The following is a 17,414-nucleotide window of genomic DNA, read 5'->3' as shown; positions in this document are numbered from 1 at the left end:
TCTGCCTCCGCCAAGCCTTGGGCAGAGCGAACGAAAAAAAAGAAAACCCCGAAGGGGGTTTCCTCCCCTTCCTCACCTGTGCCTCCTTATGTGGGCATTGTCCAGAAGGTCAAGCGCGTCGTCGATCTTCTTCTGGAACGTCACCTTGTTCCTGAAGTCGCCGAATACCTTGATCTGGCCGTTCCCAGGAGTGCCGATGGTTAGGCTGTCCGGGTCCTGCTGAACCACTTCCTGGACGGACTTCGCTGCGCCGCCGTTTCCATTATCCTGCTTCGATGTTTCGACAGCGCATTGCATGTGGAGAACCAGCCTCCTGATTTCCACCATCTCGTCCGACACGTCGCGCAGCGTGTTACGAACTTCTTCCATGTCTGAGCGGGGCTCCGAATCCAAGGGGTCGAAGTCCAGCTTTTCGCTGGACGGATTGGCTTCTGTCCAGTTGAATTCGCACTCGGCGGAGCAAAAGCCGTCCGTCGTCAGGATTTCGCCTGGGAAGGCCTTCCCGCACCACCTGCAAGGCGTCTCGAACTCCAGGCCTTCCAGGAGCTGGGCCGCCACGGGTGACAACTTCTGCGTTGTTCCGTTCATCTCTTCACCTCCTATTTCAAGCGCAGGCGAGATGCTTGGGGGCATCTCTCTCTGCTTGTGGGGCTTCTTGTGTGGCATGAGAGAGATGTTCATAGGGCGGAGGCGGGATCGGGTGGGCAGTCGCCTGATCCAAGCACAGAGCTCCTATTTGTGACTTATCGTGGGTTTACTGGGCTTTTTGGGCAGGGTTAGGCGTCGGGGTGCGCCCGCAAGGGCGGAAGGCACAAAATAGGGGCTATTTGAGCCGACGGCGGATGTCTGCGAGCCCGCCGGAGCGGATGTCGGATGGCTAAACGGACAGGTGGCTTTTGTGTGTGGACGTGTTTCCCTTTGCGATTTTTCTTGCCTCCGATGTTGCCCTAATGTATTTATTAGGTGAAAAGGTGGAGAGGGCGATGTATGGGAAGCTTTACTGCATATTCGACAGTCAGGTCTTCTGATTGCATGATCAAACTCTCAAAGGGCCGATTAGAGTGGCCCTGACTGAGCCGGGTTGCCTGAAAAGGCGACTCGGCTTTTCTGCCTTCAAGTTCTAGCAAGGTCTTCATGTTGCTGTACCTGCCCGTGTTCCTGTTCGCAAATGTTTCTGTACCACTTCGCCCCTACGCGTGATTCCTCAAACAGACGGCCTGGCCAACGACAGCCTATTACGAGGGTATTTGTAACGTCATCTATTCAGAAAGGAGAAGGGAATGAGAAGGCATGTTCTTTTTGCCTTAGTTATATCATTGTGCCTTTTTCCTGGAACTGCATCCGCCGACGTAAGTTTACCACCCGGATACAGTTACGAGGTTTTCGCCGCTGTTCTCCCTGGCACAGTTCCTTATGGAATGAGAATTGACACTGGCGACAATCTATTCTTGAGCGTTTATGAGACCAATAGCGTGTATAAAGTAACTCCCGAGGGCGGAGTGTCGGTTTTCATTTCTGCATTTCAACCTATGGGTATAGACTTCGATGCAAGCGGTAACATTTACATAGGGCGATGCATCAACAATAATTCGATAGCCATTTTTGATCCTTCCGGTACTATGATCGGTTCGGTCAATCCTCTGGTAACATTTCGCAGTAATCCCTATCCAGGGCAAGTAACCTTGGATGACGCCGGCAATATCTTCACCGCTATCGAGACGATAGGTGTTGGAGGCAGCCGCGACTCTGTTTTACAGATCGGACCCCCACCGGCACGCACGAGGACAATTTATCAGCTGGCTAACGTGGACGGTTCGAATGTTCTTGATATAGCGGTGAGCAGTTCAGGATCGGTTTACTCTGCAAACTGTTTCGGTACCGATTTGGCCGAGATTGATCCTGTAGCTGGAACAAAGCGAACCGTCGCCCAGATACCCTGGGTCAGTGGGCTTCTTTTCGACACTGTTGGTTTTTTTGATGGTTCTGAGGACCTATTCGTTGCCCAGTGGATTCCGGGGTCGCCACCTGTGTATAGAATCCTCAGGGTGGATGTTGATAATGGCTTTACTGTGCACCCGTTCGCAGAGAACATGCCGATAATCCGTGATCATTACGGACCACGATTGATGGACTTCAACACCAACGGGGACTTATATGTTTCGATTGATGGTTACATATATAGGATATTCAAGACGCCCACTAATCAACCCCCGGTTGCCAATGCTGGCCCGGATATAGAGGTATTAAGCGCAAACATCCAGTATACAGTTATAGCGGGAACAGCTATGGATGAGGATGAAACCGATCTTCTCGAATACCGCTGGGTGGAGGGAGATACGGTCCTATAACTGGCTTCGCGTCCGACTACGACATGCTTGATGCGCTCTTTTATCAGTGGTACTGCGTGGAACTGGACTCTGTTCTACTTGAATGGACCCCGGTGACCTCGGCCGGAGACTGCACACTCTCCCTCAGTGGTATCGCTCTGGCCAGACAGGACTATACCCTGGTTTTGCAGGTCACAGACGGGTTTGTGGTAGAGCCGGTCACGGACGATATGACTCTAAGGGTGTTGAACACCCCTTCGGCAGCCAATGCGGGTCCGGATCGTACCGAAACAAGTGAGAACGTGAAGTACACAGTGATCACCGGCACAGCTGCCGACTTCGACGGAGGTGATGTTATCGAATATCGGTGGCTGGAAGGCAACACGGTCCTTATGGATTGGACGTCTTCGAACGCAAGCGGTGAGTGTCCGCTCAATTTGGGTACCGTCCCGATTGCCATAAATGCTTACCCTACGGACGTGGACACCTTCACACTTCAAGTGAGGGATGGCTACGACGTCTCCAGCGACGATATGGACTTCACGATCACGAACTCGTCTCCCCATGCAAACTTCCTGCAGTGCGCCGGAACGTATCCCTTGGGCGACGACGTGATCCTGCAAGGCAGCGTGTCGGATTTCGACGGAGATACGCTTTCTTACGAGTTGAAGAAGGGAGCACAGACCCTGTGCACCGGAATAGTAACTCCACCTTTTGGAGGAGCCCCTGTGCAATTGCCGGATTGCGTGGTGTCTGGCTTGTGGCTCGGCAGTCACTTCATTACCCTTCAGGTAGATGAAATCTTCAACGAATCAGTTGTGACCGATCCTCCATGCGAGGTAGTGATTATTGACACCGATGCCCCAGTACTTGCGCCATCCGTGACTCCGGGAATCCTCTGGCCGCCGAACCACAAGATGGTCAACGTCGTCATCGAAGCCAACGCATCGGACAACAGTGGGCTACCTGTCAATCTCGGGGCGGTGGTCACAAGCAACGAGCCCGTGGACGGTTTAGGCGACGGCGATACGGCTCCGGACTGGAGTGATCCTGTGATCGACCAGGATACCGGCGTGATCACTCTACAACTGCGAGCGGAGCGCTCGGGGACAGGGGATGGTAGGGTGTATACCATCACGATAACAGCTACGGATGAAGCGGGAAATTCCAGCAGCGCGGATGTGGCCGTAATCGTGCCTCACGATAAGGGGAAGAAGTAGTGTAGCTAAAATCGATAGCAGCATGGTGGAAGGCAGGGCATAAAAAACCCTGCCTCCTTTTTTGCTTTTGAGGCTTTAATGAAAAGCTGTCTGGCGGACCCTGAAGAGGTGATGCGTGGTGGGTTTTGGGGGATGTGGCCGGTGCCGGAGATGAGGCGGTGATCAGGAAGAGAAAGAAGCACGTTCATAATGCCTATGGTCCACGAAGACAGGTCCGATTCGCGGATTATGACTGAAAGGAAGCAATATGTGTAGTCTATATCTGTATAAACGAAATTATTTCATAAAAGCCCATTATTTTTACACTTGACAACCTGCCCGCCTTTGTTAATTTGAACCTACAAGTAGAAAAAGCTTCATGGCTGACAGCCAATAATGGCCCCGCCTATAAATAGGGGATTGCTTACCACAGCCGAAGGGAGTGGTTTGGACAATTCTCTTTCGCCATATTTACTCAAATCTCAAAGAATCAGGGATTTTCTTCTCATCGGTTGGCGCATGACTGGGAGGGAGAAAGATGGCCATGAAACTCGCCCCAGATTGTTTTCAAACCGAGAGAACAAGCTCCTTAACGAGTCGAATGAGCGTTGGTCTAAAACTTCGAGCCGGGAAGGTTTATGTACGTAATGTATGGAGTTTAATATTCCAACTAACATTTAATGCCAAGCCTGTTCAGGCAGTGTGACACATCTGAATATCCCAAGAAACGCACCTCATGACGGCGGGGCATTCATTGCTCACGACCCCAAAGATTTGTAATCACACCATCCAGAAAGCCGTTCTTTTCGATAAGGAGGTGTAGCATGACAAGACGCCTGAAGCTTTTTCTGATTGCTTTCATAATCTTAGTCTCTGCATCTGTTGGTTTCGGCCAAGAAAACTACGATGGAATATGGAAAGACACCGGGCCAACGATGACTTTTTATATCCAAACTTATGTAACCGGATCAGCTATCATCATAGCAACGGCAGATTTGTCTAATTTTTTGGTTTTTCTTGATCAAGACTTTAGTGACGGTATTTCTGAGGTTTCAGACCTGTCAGCACAGGGTCATCAGGGTCATTCGCTTACCATCGATTTTGACTCGATGGATAGTGGTACCGCTAACATAGAATACCCTACAGGAAGCTCCAAGAGCTGGACGATAAGTAAAGTATTTGAAGGTAACCAAACAGAGGATAGAGAGCTTGGGATTTTCAAACCTTCTGAAGGAACATTGATTAGCGTCCATCAAAATATCAATTTGTATTTACAGACCTATTCCACCGGGTCCGCGGTGTTTATATTCACGCCCGACCTACAGCAGTGGTATGTATTCCTGGCCCCAGACTGGAACGGCCAAAGCTATTCTGGAACCGATTTAGCTGGCGAGGGCCATCATCTGGCCCTTGACCTTACATCAGACCAGACAGGAACAGCGGAGATTACCTACGCAAACGGTTCGACGGATAAGTGGCAAATGTTAAAGAGATTTAGTGCTCCTCACAAAAAAGTGGTCATATGCGCCTCTGCTAGACCGTTGACGCAATCGACTACCGACAACTTGGTGTCGATATCTCCTGACGGAACACTCACGTTTTCTGGATCAGATGAAGAAATACTAAGGCTCCAAGCCGGGGATGTTATTGTCGGCGCACCTTGCCAAGCAGCACCTTATGGGTTTCTTCGCAAAGTAGTTTCAATGGGCGTTTCAAGTGCAGCAGAAGGTAGCCAAGTGGATATCCATACCCAGTCCGCGACGCTTTCAGAGGTATTCGAGGAAGGGGCAATGGAAGCTTCGGGAACCATTACGTCCTATGACATCGCAAATCAACTTACCGGTTCACACAAGTTATCGAGCGCGGGCACGGATTACGAAGTGCGTTTTCTTCCCATTCCTCAAAAGAGCGCTCCTATGAACATGGACGCATCCAATGTTGTGATACCTGTCGAAATCACACTTGAAGGTACGGGAACAACCTTTCTCGGCGAGTTCATATTTGACATAGATTGGTACTTTAAAGTCGAGTTTGGCCTTTTCCCTTTCATCAACTATGCTGTCTTCAAAGCCATGCCCTCTATCAAGACCAGACTCGTCTGTAGTTCTAGCGTCAGTGTGAGTTTGTATAAGATATCGTTGTCCTTGTTGCCTAAACCTATTGAGTTGTCACCCATCTTTGTTCCAACACCAATCGGTGTACCGATTATGGTGGTTCCAAAGGTAGATCTCGATTTGGAGGTCCAGCCAGGGGTTACTTTTCAAGACATGAAATCCGGCCTTGACTACAAATTAGTAAATACAACAGGAGTTGAATATAAGAATTTTAACCTATCACCTATATTTATTTTAGACCAAAAGCTAACTCCTATTTATGAATATACAGGAACACAAAGTAATACATACATAAGAGCAGGTATTTCGCCAGAAATAGGTCTTTACATTTATAATGTACTTGGTGGATATTTTTCCGCAGGCCCTTTTTTTGAATTCGAAATTGACCCTTCACGTGATCCATTATTGGAACTATGGTTTGGAATGGGGGCAAGTGTCGGTATTGAATTAGAGGTTTTTACATATGAAGTATTAGACATCGCATGGAACTTCCTTGAAACTAAAGTATTAGCTTGGGAAGTCCGTTTACATCTACCGATAATAAAGAGTTTTTTTATAAATAACAACGATTATGAAACAACAAGTCGAGAAGTCGTATTAGTTCATACTGCAGAGAATGAGCCAACGTTTTTCATGGCCAGCGAATCGCCAAGCTTCTCTGGCACCTCATGGCAGACCTATGATCCATCCCCAAGTATCACGTTGAGTCCAGGAAATGGTACCAAGACGGTACATTTCAAATTGAAAAACAGCGCAGGCGAGTCTGCTGTGGCTAGCGACAGCATTGAGTTAGTAGTTGAGCCTCAGGTGCAGTTCTACCAGATCAACAATGGGGCATCTTACACGACGTCTCACATGGTTACGCTGAATAATTCCGTGTTGTGCAACCCGACCGAATACATGGCCAGTGAATCGCAAAGCTTTTCCGCAGCCTCTTGGAAGGCCTACTCCTCATCCCCAAGTTTCACTTTGAGCTCAGGATACGGCTCAAAAACAGTCTATTTCAAAGCGAGAAATAGTGCGGGTGAGTCCTCGGTGACGAGTGACTCCATTGATATCGTGGGAAGCTCCGTAGCTGCTTTTTCCGGGAGCCCTACGAGCGGAGCTGCACCGTTGTCAGTGAGCTTTACGGACCAGTCAACAAATAACCCCACTTCGTGGTCGTGGAATTTCGGGGACGGAAGTTCCAGTTCCACCAGGAATCCTTCTCATACCTATACCAGTGCCGGGGTTTACACGGTGACCCTGACCCTCCCGTAGCTGCTTTTTCCGGGAGCCCTACGAGCGGAGCTGCACCGTTGTCAGTGAGCTTCACGGACCAGTCAACAAATAACCCCACTTCGTGGTCGTGGAATTTCGGCGACGGGAGCAACAGTTCGGCCCAAAATCCAACTCACACCTATTCCAGTCCCGGAAACTACACGGTGACCCTGACCGTGTCCAACGCTTATGGAAGCGACAGTGAGACAAAGAGCAATTATATTGTGGCCATTGAGGATGTTACTGAGCCTGAGGTGACGTACTTCCAGATTAACAATGGTGCTGGCACCACTACCACCCAGTTGGTCACATTGAACAATACCACAGCGAACATTCCGAGTCAGTATATGGCGAGCGAGTCGCCCAGTTTTGCAGGAGCGTCCTGGATTACTTACTCTGCAAGTCCGTGTTTCACTTTGAGTTCAGGCAGTGGACCAAAAACACTTTATTTTAAGGCAAGAAACGAATCGGGCGAATCTGCTGTAGCCTCAGATACAATTGAGGCAAAATTTATTTCTGTATCAAGCCCCGATCTCGCCGGCTTATGTGATGAAGAATTAATGGATGATTTAATTATTTTTACAAATTTTAACAAGTCGAGCATAGGAAGCTATAATTTTTACTGGAATGGTAGAGTCGTTCAGTTTGGTACTGGATATTCCCCACCGACAGGATTTGACCCTGGCGATTATGATTACTATACTGGTGGACTTCAAATATTAATAGGAGGGAACTGTGGTGAAGGAATTCCCGACGCCATTTGGATCGATGTTGTTGAGAACCAATTGGTCGTAAAGGTTCTATTTACACCTATTGGCGTTTTAGCAGATTGGTCAAGTTCCTTTGCTCAAAACGAATATTGGACTATTCGATGCGGGCAGAACTATCTTGCAAGTACAAATCCTTCGATGTCTATGAGCGGTTACGTGGAATTTAAAAAGGTGCAGTGCGTTACAGAATAGAAGTTTAATTCAATGTCATTGACTTAAGGGACACGGATTGCAGATAAATCTTGCAATAATAAGTAGTTACGATATAATCAGGCTATCTTTGCCGGTGAAATTTACCATGACTGAAGGAGATACAATATGCTTATCGAAAACCTCAAAACAGATCCTGGTGTTGGCATGGCGCCTGCTTTCCAAAACCTGTGCCACATTAATTGATTTCCTGAAGATTACTCTGAATTCACAAGATTTTTTAAGCCGATATCGGTTGTCTGAAAAGCACTTCTCGCGTAACCGCAAGCTCACTCTTCCCATCGTCGTTCTTTTCCTCATGAACTGGGTCCGGAGTTCCCTCCAGAAAGAGCTGGACGGATTTTTCCAGATACTCCACTCCACGGATATGCCCGTAAGGAAGGTAACCGCCGGGGCATGGTGTCGGGCCAGACGGAAACTGGCCTTCGAGGCGTTCGTGGAGTTGGGAGCCAAGCTCGTTTCCTTCTTCTATGCTACATTCCCGCATCGTCGGTGGAAGGGTTTTCGTCTCTTGGCCGTCGACGGATCTACGCTGCGGGTGCCTTCCAACCATGAAACCAAGAGGTTTTTCGGGGTTTGGCATCCTGCCAAAGGAAAGAAAACCTGTCCTTTGGCTCGGGTTTCCCTCCTCTATGACGTCCTCAATCACCTCACGGTACACGCCCTCATGTCACCCAAAAACGAGGGTGAACGCGCTTTGGCCGCCAAGCACTTGGAATCGGCCGGACCCGACGACCTCCTGCTCCTCGACCGAGGATACACCGGATATGCTTTCTTCGCACAGGTACTCAGCCGAAAAAGCCATTTCCTCGTCCGCATGAAACAGAACCAAACGGTGGTCAAGAAATTCCTCAGCTCGGGAAAACGGGAGCAGTTCATCACTCTCGAACCGAGCCCCTTGGCTCGAAAAGCCTGCGATCAAAAGGGAATCCCCGCTGCTCCCTTGAAGCTCAGAATACTCCGGTTCACCGTGAAAAACCGATGCAGGGTGATCCTCCTTACCTCGCTCCTGGACAGGGAACGGTTTCCCTTGTCCGAACTCAAAGAACTCTACTCAAAGCGGTGGGAGGTGGAGAGCGCCTACAAATGGATCAAATGCCGCATTGAAATCGAAAACTTCTCCGGAAAGTCGCCCCTTACGATCCTTCAGGACTTCCACGCCCGAGTCCTCACAGCCAACCTCGCCGCCGTCATCGCTCATCCCGTACAGGATCGGCTCCAACAGGAGGATAAAGAGCATCCCCCAAAACACGCCAGGCGGATCAACTTCACTTATGCTCTCTCTGCCATGAAAGACAACGTGGTCTCCCTGCTCACCGGAAACACCGTCTTGGAAATCCTACACGCACTCTTTCGGCTCTTGCATAAAACCTTGTCCGTCATCCGCCCAGGCCGAAGAAATCCAAGAAAGAAGGGACCCAAGCTGAAACTCTTCGCTATGGCTTACAAACCCATCGCTTAAGTCAATGACATTGAGTATATATTCTATTCCAGTTGAAAGAAATCATCATTTCATTGAGGTAATCGAAATCAGTGACCAGCTTTTTCGCAGACATGATAAGCCGCCTCAATCCAAAAACTCCACGGTCTTTAGATCGTCGTCGTAGTTCACGTACCTTCCCCTGGGATCCCCCTCATGCGAGAGAATATCGAAATGGTAGCGGTGCTCCACTCCAAAGGAAAAGATCCTGCCGTCATCGTCCCGGCAGACGTAATTGTACAAAGTTGACAGCCCCTTCGGATGGAAATCCAGTACTTTCCCAGTTGTCATACTTCACCTTTTTGCTTCCTCGATAATGATCCGTCCCCTTGCCGCTGAAAGCTCAATGGAGCCCCAGGAAAGCCCGGCCTCCGTCAAGAGCTTCCGGGGAACCTGTATCTTATACCGGAAGTACACAACCCCCGTCCTGCACTCCCTCGTTTTGACGATTTTTCCTCTCACGGGCATCGATCCATCGGACTTCTCTATGCCTGATATTTCTACTTTGATCTTTAAATTCTTTTCGGTGCTACAACCCATAGGTTGCCACACAAGAAATCTTTATAAGTACTTAAATCTAATAAAGAAACAGAGTGTTATGAACGGAGATCGCATTTATGAAAAGTGCCTCGAAATCGTGGAAGCCTCGGACCAGCCGCTGCACACCCAGGAGATCGTAAGAAAGATTCCCGGCGCAAACAACTACGTGGTCAAGATCAGGCTCGTGCGGCTCATGTCCGAAAGCAGGATTTCAGGCCGTGCCCTGGATATCTCCAAGGGCGTATGGATCTGGTGGCGCAGAAACGCTTTTGCCAGATGAGGGTGAGATAATGGGGTGGAGGGACTGCTACAGGGAAATAAAGGCCATGACCGAAAGCAAGGAATTCAAGGACATGAACGAAACAGCAAACCCTAATGACCCGTATTCCGCTCTCGCCCTTGCGCTCAGGGAGATGTACAACGAGTACAATCCCTGGGGGCACCGAATTTAGGAAATCTGAATGATCAACTCATGAGGTGGTTTATGTGTGGAACGAACCAACTTTAGAGGACCTGAAAAAGATTCCGAAACTCTACGAGACTGAAGGGGTACCGGCGCAGGACAAGATCATCTATGAACATTTTTTCATCGGTTCTGCGGACTGGTATATCGCAGAATTCGATGGCAAAGACCTTTTCTTCGGCTATGCAAACCTGGGCGACCCCGACAACGCCGAATGGGGCTACATCTCGCTCGCCGAACTGCGAGACCTCAAAGTGGGGCCGGGGCTGGAGGTGGACAGGGATCTTCACTGGAGGCCGAAGAAGGCGTCAGAGGTCAAAAACATCAGGGTTTGGTAAAGATGGCTGGGGAAATGATGCGCTGGTACTATCATTTTCCGGGCTGCACCTATGCCTACGGTCCCACCACGAAAAGGTACGCAACGGAAAAAGTGGCAAGGAAAGGAATCAGGGAGGTATGGGACCTTAAAAAGCTTCCGAATGGTACGGAAGTCTGGCCGGTCTCGGACCGGGATGTGATGCTGTGTCCAGGAAGACAGCTATGACGGGAGGTGTTACCCTCCAGAAGTACCGGGTAGTCTGCTACATGCGGCTCGATCATGAGGATTCCGAGCCGTTGACGTACAATGAAGCTCTCCGGGAAAAGGAGCATTTCGAATTCCTGGAACCGGCGAACATCTACCGGATCGAGGAAATCGAGGATTAGGTGATTTCGTGGAGGAAGCCGAAAGGAGGGCCGCAGAAGAGAAGCTGTCGGGTTTGCTCAGAGACCTCTATCCCCTCACGCAGCACTCCGAGCTTTACGTGTATCCCGCGGTTTACGTTCCCGAAAACGACACCCTTTATGTGGAGGTGACTCCCAGGTCTACGATTAACTGGGCCAGGGTCGCATACCAGTACGCTAAGGAAGAAGAAATGCTGTACGACCGCGACCGGGGGCCATACGGAATCGACGGCCAGCCCCGTGTTTCTTATGGCGGGCTGGTCTGGGTCCGATACATAACGGATTTCGAGGGCTCGAAAGTGGCACTCCAGATCTGGGCTCAGCAGCCCTCGCACCGGCAAGCCGAAGAGCAGCTGGCTGATTTTTACAGGCTCTTCCGGGAACATGAGGGTATCGAGCCGATCCGGGTTTTTCAGAGGATGTGGAAAGCTCCCCGAAGAGATGGTGGTGATTGAATGGGCTACTACATCACAGTGCTTCCGGCGCTGAGGATAAAAGAGGAGTACATTGACGCAGTGAGGCGGCTGGTTGAGCTGGAGAGGCAGAAAGGCGAAGAGCAAAACCAGTTCCTGGGTGAAATGGAGCTTTCTGAGTCTGGAGATGTGGAATATGACGAGCCCAGACGAAAGTGGCAGGAAACCGGAGAGAGCTTTGCAAGAAAGCTTGCCTCCTTCGTAAAAGAAGGCATACTTGAGTTTCAGGGGGAGGAGGGCGAGCGCTGGGGCTATGAATTCGACGGCAAGGGAAACGTCTACTGCCTCGAATATGTGACCAGAAGAGGTGAAAAGCTCCTGCCCAAAGGTGATGGGAATTAGCGGAAGAGAGATCCCCTCTGCTGAGCAGCTCTACGAGACCATTCTCGGCCGCCAGTCCAGGCCCCTGCCCGGCCTTGAGGAAGTCACAGACCTCCGCGCCAGGAACAGGGCGGCCAGAATTCACTGCTATCTGGCCGAGCGGGCGTCCCGGCTTGATGAAGAATGCCTGGAGTGCGGCCGGAAGGCAAGAAAGGGGCATACCAGGTCTGTGTTTGCGACTCCCTGGGATGAAGATGAAACAGACAAATACTTCTGTTCAGAAGAGCACGCCGACGAGTACCTGTATACGCCGCCCTATGCATACTTCCACTGCGATCCCTGCGGGAGAATGATCTGCGAGCAGAACCCCAAGAACGGCTGGCACTTACAGTACAGGGACACGGACGACGCGAGGATTTGCCTTGCCTGCTACCAGGACCGGCTTCTTGCGGAGGGCCTGGAGTTCGAGCGCGGAAAGCTTGAAAAGGGCCAGATACCAGGGATGTACTTCTCGTGGGGAAATCCCGAGCCCAAGCAGGCAGGTTACACAGAGGTGCCTGGGTTCGAGGATTTCTACGTCAACTCCGAGCAGAAGCGGGAGCGCTTCATCGGTGAGGTGCTCGCCAGGCTTGATTCCGGGGAAAAGGTCATTGCGTGCTATGAGAGCCTGGCCATCGGCGGAAGCGAGGGGTATGCCACGATGATGGTCAAAAACGAACCGGGCGGTGATGAAGAATAATCCCCCAAAATTTGCAGGAGCGCATCAGCTATCTCCTGGAAGGGCTGCTGCCGCTCGCCCAGTTTCCAGACGTCGCCATTTCCCAGTGCCTATCATGTTTAAGGGATCGAAAGTGGCATTTTTGTACGGCCCCGACACCCGTCCCATCTGGGAGGCCGGAGAGCAGCTGATTGATTCTTACAGGCTTTTCAGGAGAGAGACGGCTTACTCCCATGGACGTATTCTCGAATAAACTGCTGGGAAAAGATGGGCTCTCAGCGCGAGTCTGTCGAACCACATTTATAAGCCCTCTTTGCGATTTATGATTCAGATGTGATTTGCTTGGACGATAAGGAGATTGACGCATACATTTCGAAGCGCATCCGGGACCTGGAGCTGAACCTCTACGACTTCACCTGCGGAAGGGTTGACATGGCATCCGTCCTGACGGAAGGCGAATACAGGGCTCATGACCCGTACCGGAATCTTGGAGTCCCCCTTCGGGACCTGATCCGGTACTGGTGGAACAACCTGGTCGACCAGGATTGCGTTATAGACAATGTGCTCGATGACATCCTGACCGAATACAAGGACCGGATGCTTCCAAAGGAGGAAGTGAGGGAGCCGGTGGACACGTATAATGCCTTGGAAGGAATTCTGAAATCCGTCTGAGGGAAAATTATCCGGGAATTCCTGTGGAAAACTGGGCTCTGAGCTTCAATCTGGCGAGAAGCTGAGGCAACAGGCAAAGTCGCGTTGGCCCTGAAACGGCTTCTCCTTTCGAGATATGGATTCGATGCGTTTTTTCCCGGATTGTTTTGGCTTTTTTGTATGCTTACAAGCTGAAACGATCTAAGCACAAGAATTGCCGAGTGAATACTTGGCAAGACCTTCTCCGCTTCGAGGTTGGAAATACGTTGGAAACAAACGAATGTAAGGGAGAGATCTAAGACTCTAACTTATTGATTTTATTTGGTGCCCCCGGCGTGACTCGAACACGCGGCACCCAGATTAGTGCTCTATCCTCCTGAGCTACGAGGGCACGCGTGAGAACTTTTTATCCTGAGGCATCGAGTCAAGTCAAGTCCATTGCGAGGACGGCCAAAGGGCGGGTTAGAAACCCGCCCCTACGGGATGACGGCGGAAGGTCGGGTTTGTCGCTGATCCTGAGCCTGCCCGCTGTGAGCCGGTCGAACCGGTCGATGGAAACCCGCCCCTGCGGGGTAACGGTACAGGTCGAAGGTTTTGGAATCCCCTTAACTCCCGAAAAACCCTGCCTGTAACAGGCTGTTCAAGAACGATGAGATGCAAGGCGCGCAAATCCCGATGAATGAGGAGTACACCTAGTACGTTGCAATGAATAGGGATGCAGCGTCACGCCGTTGGCGTGACCGCGGATCGCGTTTCCGGGCAGCCTGTTACCCGTCCGGATCGATGAGCTCCCGGACGGCGGGTTTCAGGTACACGCCGGTCAGGTCCACCCGTTTCAGGGCTTCGGCCAGGATCCGAATCTTGTCGGCCAGGGAATACGACTTGTGGATAAACAACATCCGCTCGCCTCGAATGGTGCACAGGCCGTTTCTCACGACGGTTTCGTCCAGGTCCAGTTGTTCGTAGCGCACGCGGATGCCCGCCTTTTCAGCCGTTTCCTCCAACCAGGCCAGCAGGGTTTGCGGCGTCATATCGTGATCCCCGTTTCAGCCCGAATCATTCATTTGCGCGTTCACGGACAGACATCATCCATCGTCAGCCACGAGAAGACTCCGAACAATATAACAATTGCATGGGCACCACTTCAAAAAACCTTTGACGAGGGAAGGATTAGTTTGTATATAGTCTCGATACTTGTTCACGAGCCTTAATCGATCGGAATTCCTCTGACGAACCCAATGGCCCAAGTGCTTGCTTTGGAAAAGCCGCAAGAGTTGCCCTACCTGCTTCGAAAGCCGCTGGACGCCGAAGTAAGGAGGGGTAACGTTCTCGAGCTGGAGATTACCACCCGGTGTAATCTGCGCTGCCCCCCCTGCGTGCGCGTCGCTTTCGAGGATACCTGGATCGAAGCCGATATGACCTGGAAGCGCTTCGATCACGTACTGCAGCACGCCAAGCGCTTCCAGACCATCTATTTTCGCGGATGGGGCGAACCTCTCCTGCATCCCAAATTCAAAGACATGGTCAAAGCCGCGCACGCGACCGGAGCCCGGGTCGTGGTTTCAACCAACGGCGTGTCGCTGTTCCCGGATGGGCTCCTCCCTTACATTCATCTTCTCGAGTACCGGATGGGATGCGGCGACGCACGCGTTTACGAAAACCAGCATCCCGGCAGGAGGTTCAATCAGATCCTGTTCCATATTGCGGCCGTACGTCATTGGAAGTCCACCCACGCAAGCGAAGGCCCCCTCCTCCGGCTCCAGTTTACCAAAAATCGGTTCACCATCACACGGCTGCAGGAATACATCGAGTTGGCCGCCCAGTTCAAACCCGTGGAAGTGCAGCTGACACAGCCCGGCTTCCACGTCCGAAGCATCGATGAAGAAGGCGTGCTCATCGGCCGTGTTCCCGAAGAAGAACTGGTCCGAATCGACGAGGAACTGGCCGGAGTTGCACGAGAGGAAAACGTTGACCTGGCGCTCCACGAAAACGAGAGCCACTGCCTGTTCAATCCTCTGGAACACATTTTCGTCAACTGGAAAGCCCAGATTTCACCGTGCCGGTTTACGCTCCTCCCGTTAGTGGATCAGCACTTCTCCGTATATCGTAAGGGCAAAGAGCAGGTGTTCAAATGCGTGGATCTGGGAAACAACGCAGGTCCGTTCGATTTTTCCAAGTGGCACCTGAAGGTCCGAAACCTGTTCACACCGCGCGCCATTCAAGGGCTCCCCGACGGCCATAACACCCTTCCCCAGATTTGCGCGGCCTTGTGTTCCCACGTACAGTTCTGATTTACAGGCGGCTGAAAAACGAGATCTGCGGTCACGCCAACGGCGTGACGCTGTAGTTTGGCCCTTGACTAGTCGAATTTCATGTGAAATTTCCCGTATTGGTTGGAAAATCAAGGGAATCCTCTTGACTTTTTATTCGTCCCTTGGTAACTAGTTATCAAACTAGTTACCAAGGGAGGTGAATTATGGGCTATCCCGCCAAGGTTCAACTCATCAAACGAACCAAAAGCGAGCAATGGTTCGTCAGTTTCCCCGCCGCCGTCGCCAGAGCCATGGAATTTGTCCCCAGCGAAAGCGTAGAATGGATCATTGAGGACAAAGGCCAACTGGTGCTTCGCAGAATTCAGACACCGCCATCCGCTGTCAAAAAAAAACTCCAGTCGGACTCTTTGAGCGATTCGAATCCCTCTGGCAAGAAGCACGGCCCGCCTTCACTCAGGAAAGAACCTTCCGGCGAGGCAAATCCCTAGCCCTCAGCGCTTTGACCTGCTTCGGTCGACGGACTATTACCGGACTCCTCGCCACCAGTGGAAGGCAATTTCAGGATTGGTCCGCCGATTATCGGCTCTTTAACCGGAACCGGATGGACCTTACCATCCTCTTTAGCGCGGTCCGGCAGGCTCTCTTGGAAACGATTCCTGAAACCGCTCCCATCGTCGTCGCCCTGGATGATACCCTGTTGCCCAAATCCGGCAAGAAAACCCATGGCGCGGCCTACCGGCGGGACCCGTTAGGTCCCTCCTTTCGCCCCAATTTTATTTGGGCACAGCGCTTTGTTCAGGTTTCCGCCGCTTCTTACACCAAAACCCGGACCCAGCCCGCCGACATGGTGCCCATCGATTTCCGCCATGCCCCAACCCCTGCCAAACCCTCCAAAAAGGCGCCCGCAGCAGCATGGGATCTCTATAAAAAACAGAAAAAACAGATGAATCTCAGCCTCATGGGCGTTCAATGCATTAACGACTTGAGAAACAAATTGGACCAAAATCCCAAGACCCAAAACCGAACTCTCGTGGTCGCCGTCGACGGCTCCTACACCAATCAATCCGTTTTAAAAAACCTGCCTCCCCAAACCACCTTGATCGGCCGCATTCGAAAAGACGCCAAGCTCTCCTATCTGCCCGAACATCCGACACATCGAGGAAGAAAACGTATCTATGGTGAATCGTCCCCAACTCCCGAACAGCTCCGATCGGATCCCCTCATCCCCTATCAGAAAATCACCGCCTGGGCAGCCGGAAGGCCTCACGACTTCAAAGTCAAAACCATCGGCCCCCTTCGCTGGCGAAAGGCCGGTGGCCACTTGGATCTCACACTCATCGTCATCGCCCCTCTCCGGTATCGACTCACCAAAAATACGCGCCTCCTATACCGGCAACCCGCTTACCTGATTTGCTCCAACCCTCACATGCCCCTTCAAGAGATCATCCAGTTTTATCTCTGGCGCTGGGATATCGAAGTCAACTTCAGAGACGAAAAGACCCTCCTGGGCGTCGGACAAGCCCAGGTTCGCACCCAAGCCTCCGTCATGAACGTACCCGCCTTCATTGTTGCCGCCTACGCCATGCTGCTCATCGCCGCACAACAAACGTTCAAAGACCCGGCCCATGGAACACGTACCCTCCCACCTCCAAAATGGCAATCCTCCAAAGCCAGAAGACTTGGCACTCAAAAACTGGTAAATCACCTCAGGGCCGAATTGTGGGGCCCTTCTCTCGGACTACAGAATTTCTCCCACTTCGTTGACAAACGTACCGCGGACCGAACTCATAAAAATACCAGACCCAATCTCGAATCCGCTGTATTATATGCAATTAATTAGGTAATTCTTACTAACCATGCACCAACCAGTATCACAAAGGGCCAAAGTCCAG

Annotated in this window: 17 protein-coding genes, 1 tRNA gene and 1 pseudogene; 15 read left to right on the top strand and 4 right to left on the bottom strand. The window is 51.2% G+C overall.

Annotation, left to right across the window (positions count from 1 at the left end; all coding sequences use genetic code 11):
- Positions 1–72: 72 nt before the first annotated feature.
- Complete coding sequence (locus HY788_17665; protein MBI4775972.1) at positions 73–588, bottom strand: hypothetical protein; 516 nt, start codon at positions 586–588, stop codon at positions 73–75.
- Positions 589–1,280: 692 nt separating this feature from the next.
- Between HY788_17665 and HY788_17660 the strand changes: the two genes are divergently transcribed.
- From HY788_17660 to HY788_17640, 5 genes are all read left to right on the top strand, one after another.
- Entirely contained in the window at positions 1,281–2,348 is a 1,068-nt protein-coding gene (locus HY788_17660; protein MBI4775971.1) for a hypothetical protein, read from the top strand.
- 23 nt (positions 2,349–2,371) lie between these two features.
- Complete coding sequence (locus HY788_17655) at positions 2,372–3,547, top strand: hypothetical protein (GenBank protein ID MBI4775970.1); 1,176 nt, start codon at positions 2,372–2,374, stop codon at positions 3,545–3,547.
- Between the two features lie 1,769 nt (positions 3,548–5,316).
- Positions 5,317–6,900, top strand: coding sequence for a PKD domain-containing protein (locus HY788_17650; GenBank protein ID MBI4775969.1), 1,584 nt, complete (start codon positions 5,317–5,319; stop codon positions 6,898–6,900).
- The gene (locus HY788_17645; protein ID MBI4775968.1) at positions 6,798–7,862 is read left to right on the top strand and encodes a PKD domain-containing protein; all 1,065 of its coding nucleotides are present in this window, start codon (positions 6,798–6,800) and stop codon (positions 7,860–7,862) included. Before HY788_17650 ends, HY788_17645 begins: the two co-directional genes overlap by 103 nt.
- Before the next feature lie 106 nt (positions 7,863–7,968).
- Positions 7,969–9,342 (top strand): IS4 family transposase, encoded by a 1,374-nt coding sequence (locus HY788_17640; protein MBI4775967.1) that lies wholly within the window; start codon positions 7,969–7,971, stop codon positions 9,340–9,342.
- A gap of 105 nt (positions 9,343–9,447) precedes the next feature.
- Here HY788_17640 and HY788_17635 read toward each other — a convergent pair whose 3' ends face one another.
- Positions 9,448–9,651 carry a hypothetical protein gene (locus HY788_17635; GenBank protein ID MBI4775966.1) on the bottom strand — a complete coding sequence of 68 codons (204 nt, stop codon included), beginning with the start codon at positions 9,649–9,651 and terminating at the stop codon, positions 9,448–9,450.
- Positions 9,652–9,958: 307 nt separating this feature from the next.
- Here HY788_17635 and HY788_17630 point away from each other — a divergent pair, with 307 nt between their 5' ends.
- From HY788_17630 to HY788_17600, 7 genes are all read left to right on the top strand, one after another.
- Positions 9,959–10,180, top strand: coding sequence for a hypothetical protein (locus HY788_17630; GenBank protein ID MBI4775965.1), 222 nt, complete (start codon positions 9,959–9,961; stop codon positions 10,178–10,180).
- Positions 10,181–10,386: 206 nt separating this feature from the next.
- Positions 10,387–10,701: a DUF2958 domain-containing protein gene (locus tag HY788_17625; GenBank protein ID MBI4775964.1), complete on the top strand. Its 315-nt coding sequence runs from the start codon at positions 10,387–10,389 to the stop codon at positions 10,699–10,701.
- 202 nt (positions 10,702–10,903) lie between these two features.
- Positions 10,904–11,068 (top strand): hypothetical protein, encoded by a 165-nt coding sequence (locus tag HY788_17620; protein MBI4775963.1) that lies wholly within the window; start codon positions 10,904–10,906, stop codon positions 11,066–11,068.
- Between the two features lie 8 nt (positions 11,069–11,076).
- Positions 11,077–11,541 carry a hypothetical protein gene (locus HY788_17615; GenBank protein ID MBI4775962.1) on the top strand — a complete coding sequence of 155 codons (465 nt, stop codon included), beginning with the start codon at positions 11,077–11,079 and terminating at the stop codon, positions 11,539–11,541.
- A complete protein-coding gene (locus tag HY788_17610) occupies positions 11,542–11,901 on the top strand; it encodes a hypothetical protein (GenBank protein MBI4775961.1) in 360 nt (119 codons plus the stop codon). It begins immediately after the preceding gene.
- Positions 11,891–12,619 carry a hypothetical protein gene (locus HY788_17605; protein MBI4775960.1) on the top strand — a complete coding sequence of 243 codons (729 nt, stop codon included), beginning with the start codon at positions 11,891–11,893 and terminating at the stop codon, positions 12,617–12,619. Before HY788_17610 ends, HY788_17605 begins: the two co-directional genes overlap by 11 nt.
- Positions 12,620–12,940: 321 nt before the next feature.
- On the top strand, positions 12,941–13,270 hold the full coding sequence (locus HY788_17600; protein MBI4775959.1) for a hypothetical protein: 330 nt from the start codon (positions 12,941–12,943) through the stop codon (positions 13,268–13,270).
- 301 nt (positions 13,271–13,571) lie between these two features.
- Here HY788_17600 and HY788_17595 read toward each other — a convergent pair.
- Both HY788_17595 and HY788_17590 read right to left on the bottom strand, forming a co-directional pair.
- A tRNA-OTHER gene (locus HY788_17595) sits at positions 13,572–13,640 on the bottom strand.
- 376 nt (positions 13,641–14,016) lie between these two features.
- Positions 14,017–14,280, bottom strand: a complete 264-nt coding sequence (locus HY788_17590) for a hypothetical protein (GenBank protein MBI4775958.1) — start codon at positions 14,278–14,280, stop codon at positions 14,017–14,019.
- A gap of 207 nt (positions 14,281–14,487) precedes the next feature.
- On the opposite strand from HY788_17590, the gene HY788_17585 reads away from it, so the two are divergent.
- The 3 genes and pseudogenes from HY788_17585 (at position 14,488) to HY788_17575 (ending at position 17,362) form a co-directional block, all read left to right on the top strand.
- Complete coding sequence (locus tag HY788_17585) at positions 14,488–15,540, top strand: hypothetical protein (GenBank protein ID MBI4775957.1); 1,053 nt, start codon at positions 14,488–14,490, stop codon at positions 15,538–15,540.
- 185 nt (positions 15,541–15,725) lie between these two features.
- A pseudogene (locus HY788_17580) lies at positions 15,726–15,914 on the top strand (hypothetical protein).
- Complete coding sequence (locus HY788_17575; GenBank protein ID MBI4775956.1) at positions 15,896–17,362, top strand: transposase; 1,467 nt, start codon at positions 15,896–15,898, stop codon at positions 17,360–17,362. Before HY788_17580 ends, HY788_17575 begins: the two are co-directional and overlap by 19 nt.
- Positions 17,363–17,414: the final 52 nt, after the last annotated feature.

The sequence above is a fragment of the Deltaproteobacteria bacterium genome, assembly GCA_016208165.1.
GTDB lineage: Bacteria > Desulfobacterota > Desulfarculia > JACQYL01 > JACQYL01 > JACQYL01.
This window is presented reverse-complemented; position numbering and strand designations above follow the sequence as displayed.

Coding starts and splice junctions, on each gene's coding strand:
- HY788_17640 (MBI4775967.1), top strand. CDS start 7,969: ATGACTGAAGGAGATACAATATGCTTATCGAAAACCTCAAAACAGATC.
- HY788_17620 (MBI4775963.1), top strand. CDS start 10,904: ATGACGGGAGGTGTTACCCTCCAGAAGTACCGGGTAGTCTGCTACATG.
- HY788_17605 (MBI4775960.1), top strand. CDS start 11,891: ATGGGAATTAGCGGAAGAGAGATCCCCTCTGCTGAGCAGCTCTACGAG.
- HY788_17665 (MBI4775972.1), bottom strand. CDS start 588: ATGAACGGAACAACGCAGAAGTTGTCACCCGTGGCGGCCCAGCTCCTG.
- HY788_17630 (MBI4775965.1), top strand. CDS start 9,959: ATGAACGGAGATCGCATTTATGAAAAGTGCCTCGAAATCGTGGAAGCC.
- HY788_17610 (MBI4775961.1), top strand. CDS start 11,542: ATGGGCTACTACATCACAGTGCTTCCGGCGCTGAGGATAAAAGAGGAG.
- HY788_17590 (MBI4775958.1), bottom strand. CDS start 14,280: ATGACGCCGCAAACCCTGCTGGCCTGGTTGGAGGAAACGGCTGAAAAG.
- HY788_17585 (MBI4775957.1), top strand. CDS start 14,488: ATGGCCCAAGTGCTTGCTTTGGAAAAGCCGCAAGAGTTGCCCTACCTG.
- HY788_17655 (MBI4775970.1), top strand. CDS start 2,372: ATGCTTGATGCGCTCTTTTATCAGTGGTACTGCGTGGAACTGGACTCT.
- HY788_17650 (MBI4775969.1), top strand. CDS start 5,317: ATGGAAGCTTCGGGAACCATTACGTCCTATGACATCGCAAATCAACTT.
- HY788_17660 (MBI4775971.1), top strand. CDS start 1,281: ATGAGAAGGCATGTTCTTTTTGCCTTAGTTATATCATTGTGCCTTTTT.
- HY788_17635 (MBI4775966.1), bottom strand. CDS start 9,651: ATGACAACTGGGAAAGTACTGGATTTCCATCCGAAGGGGCTGTCAACT.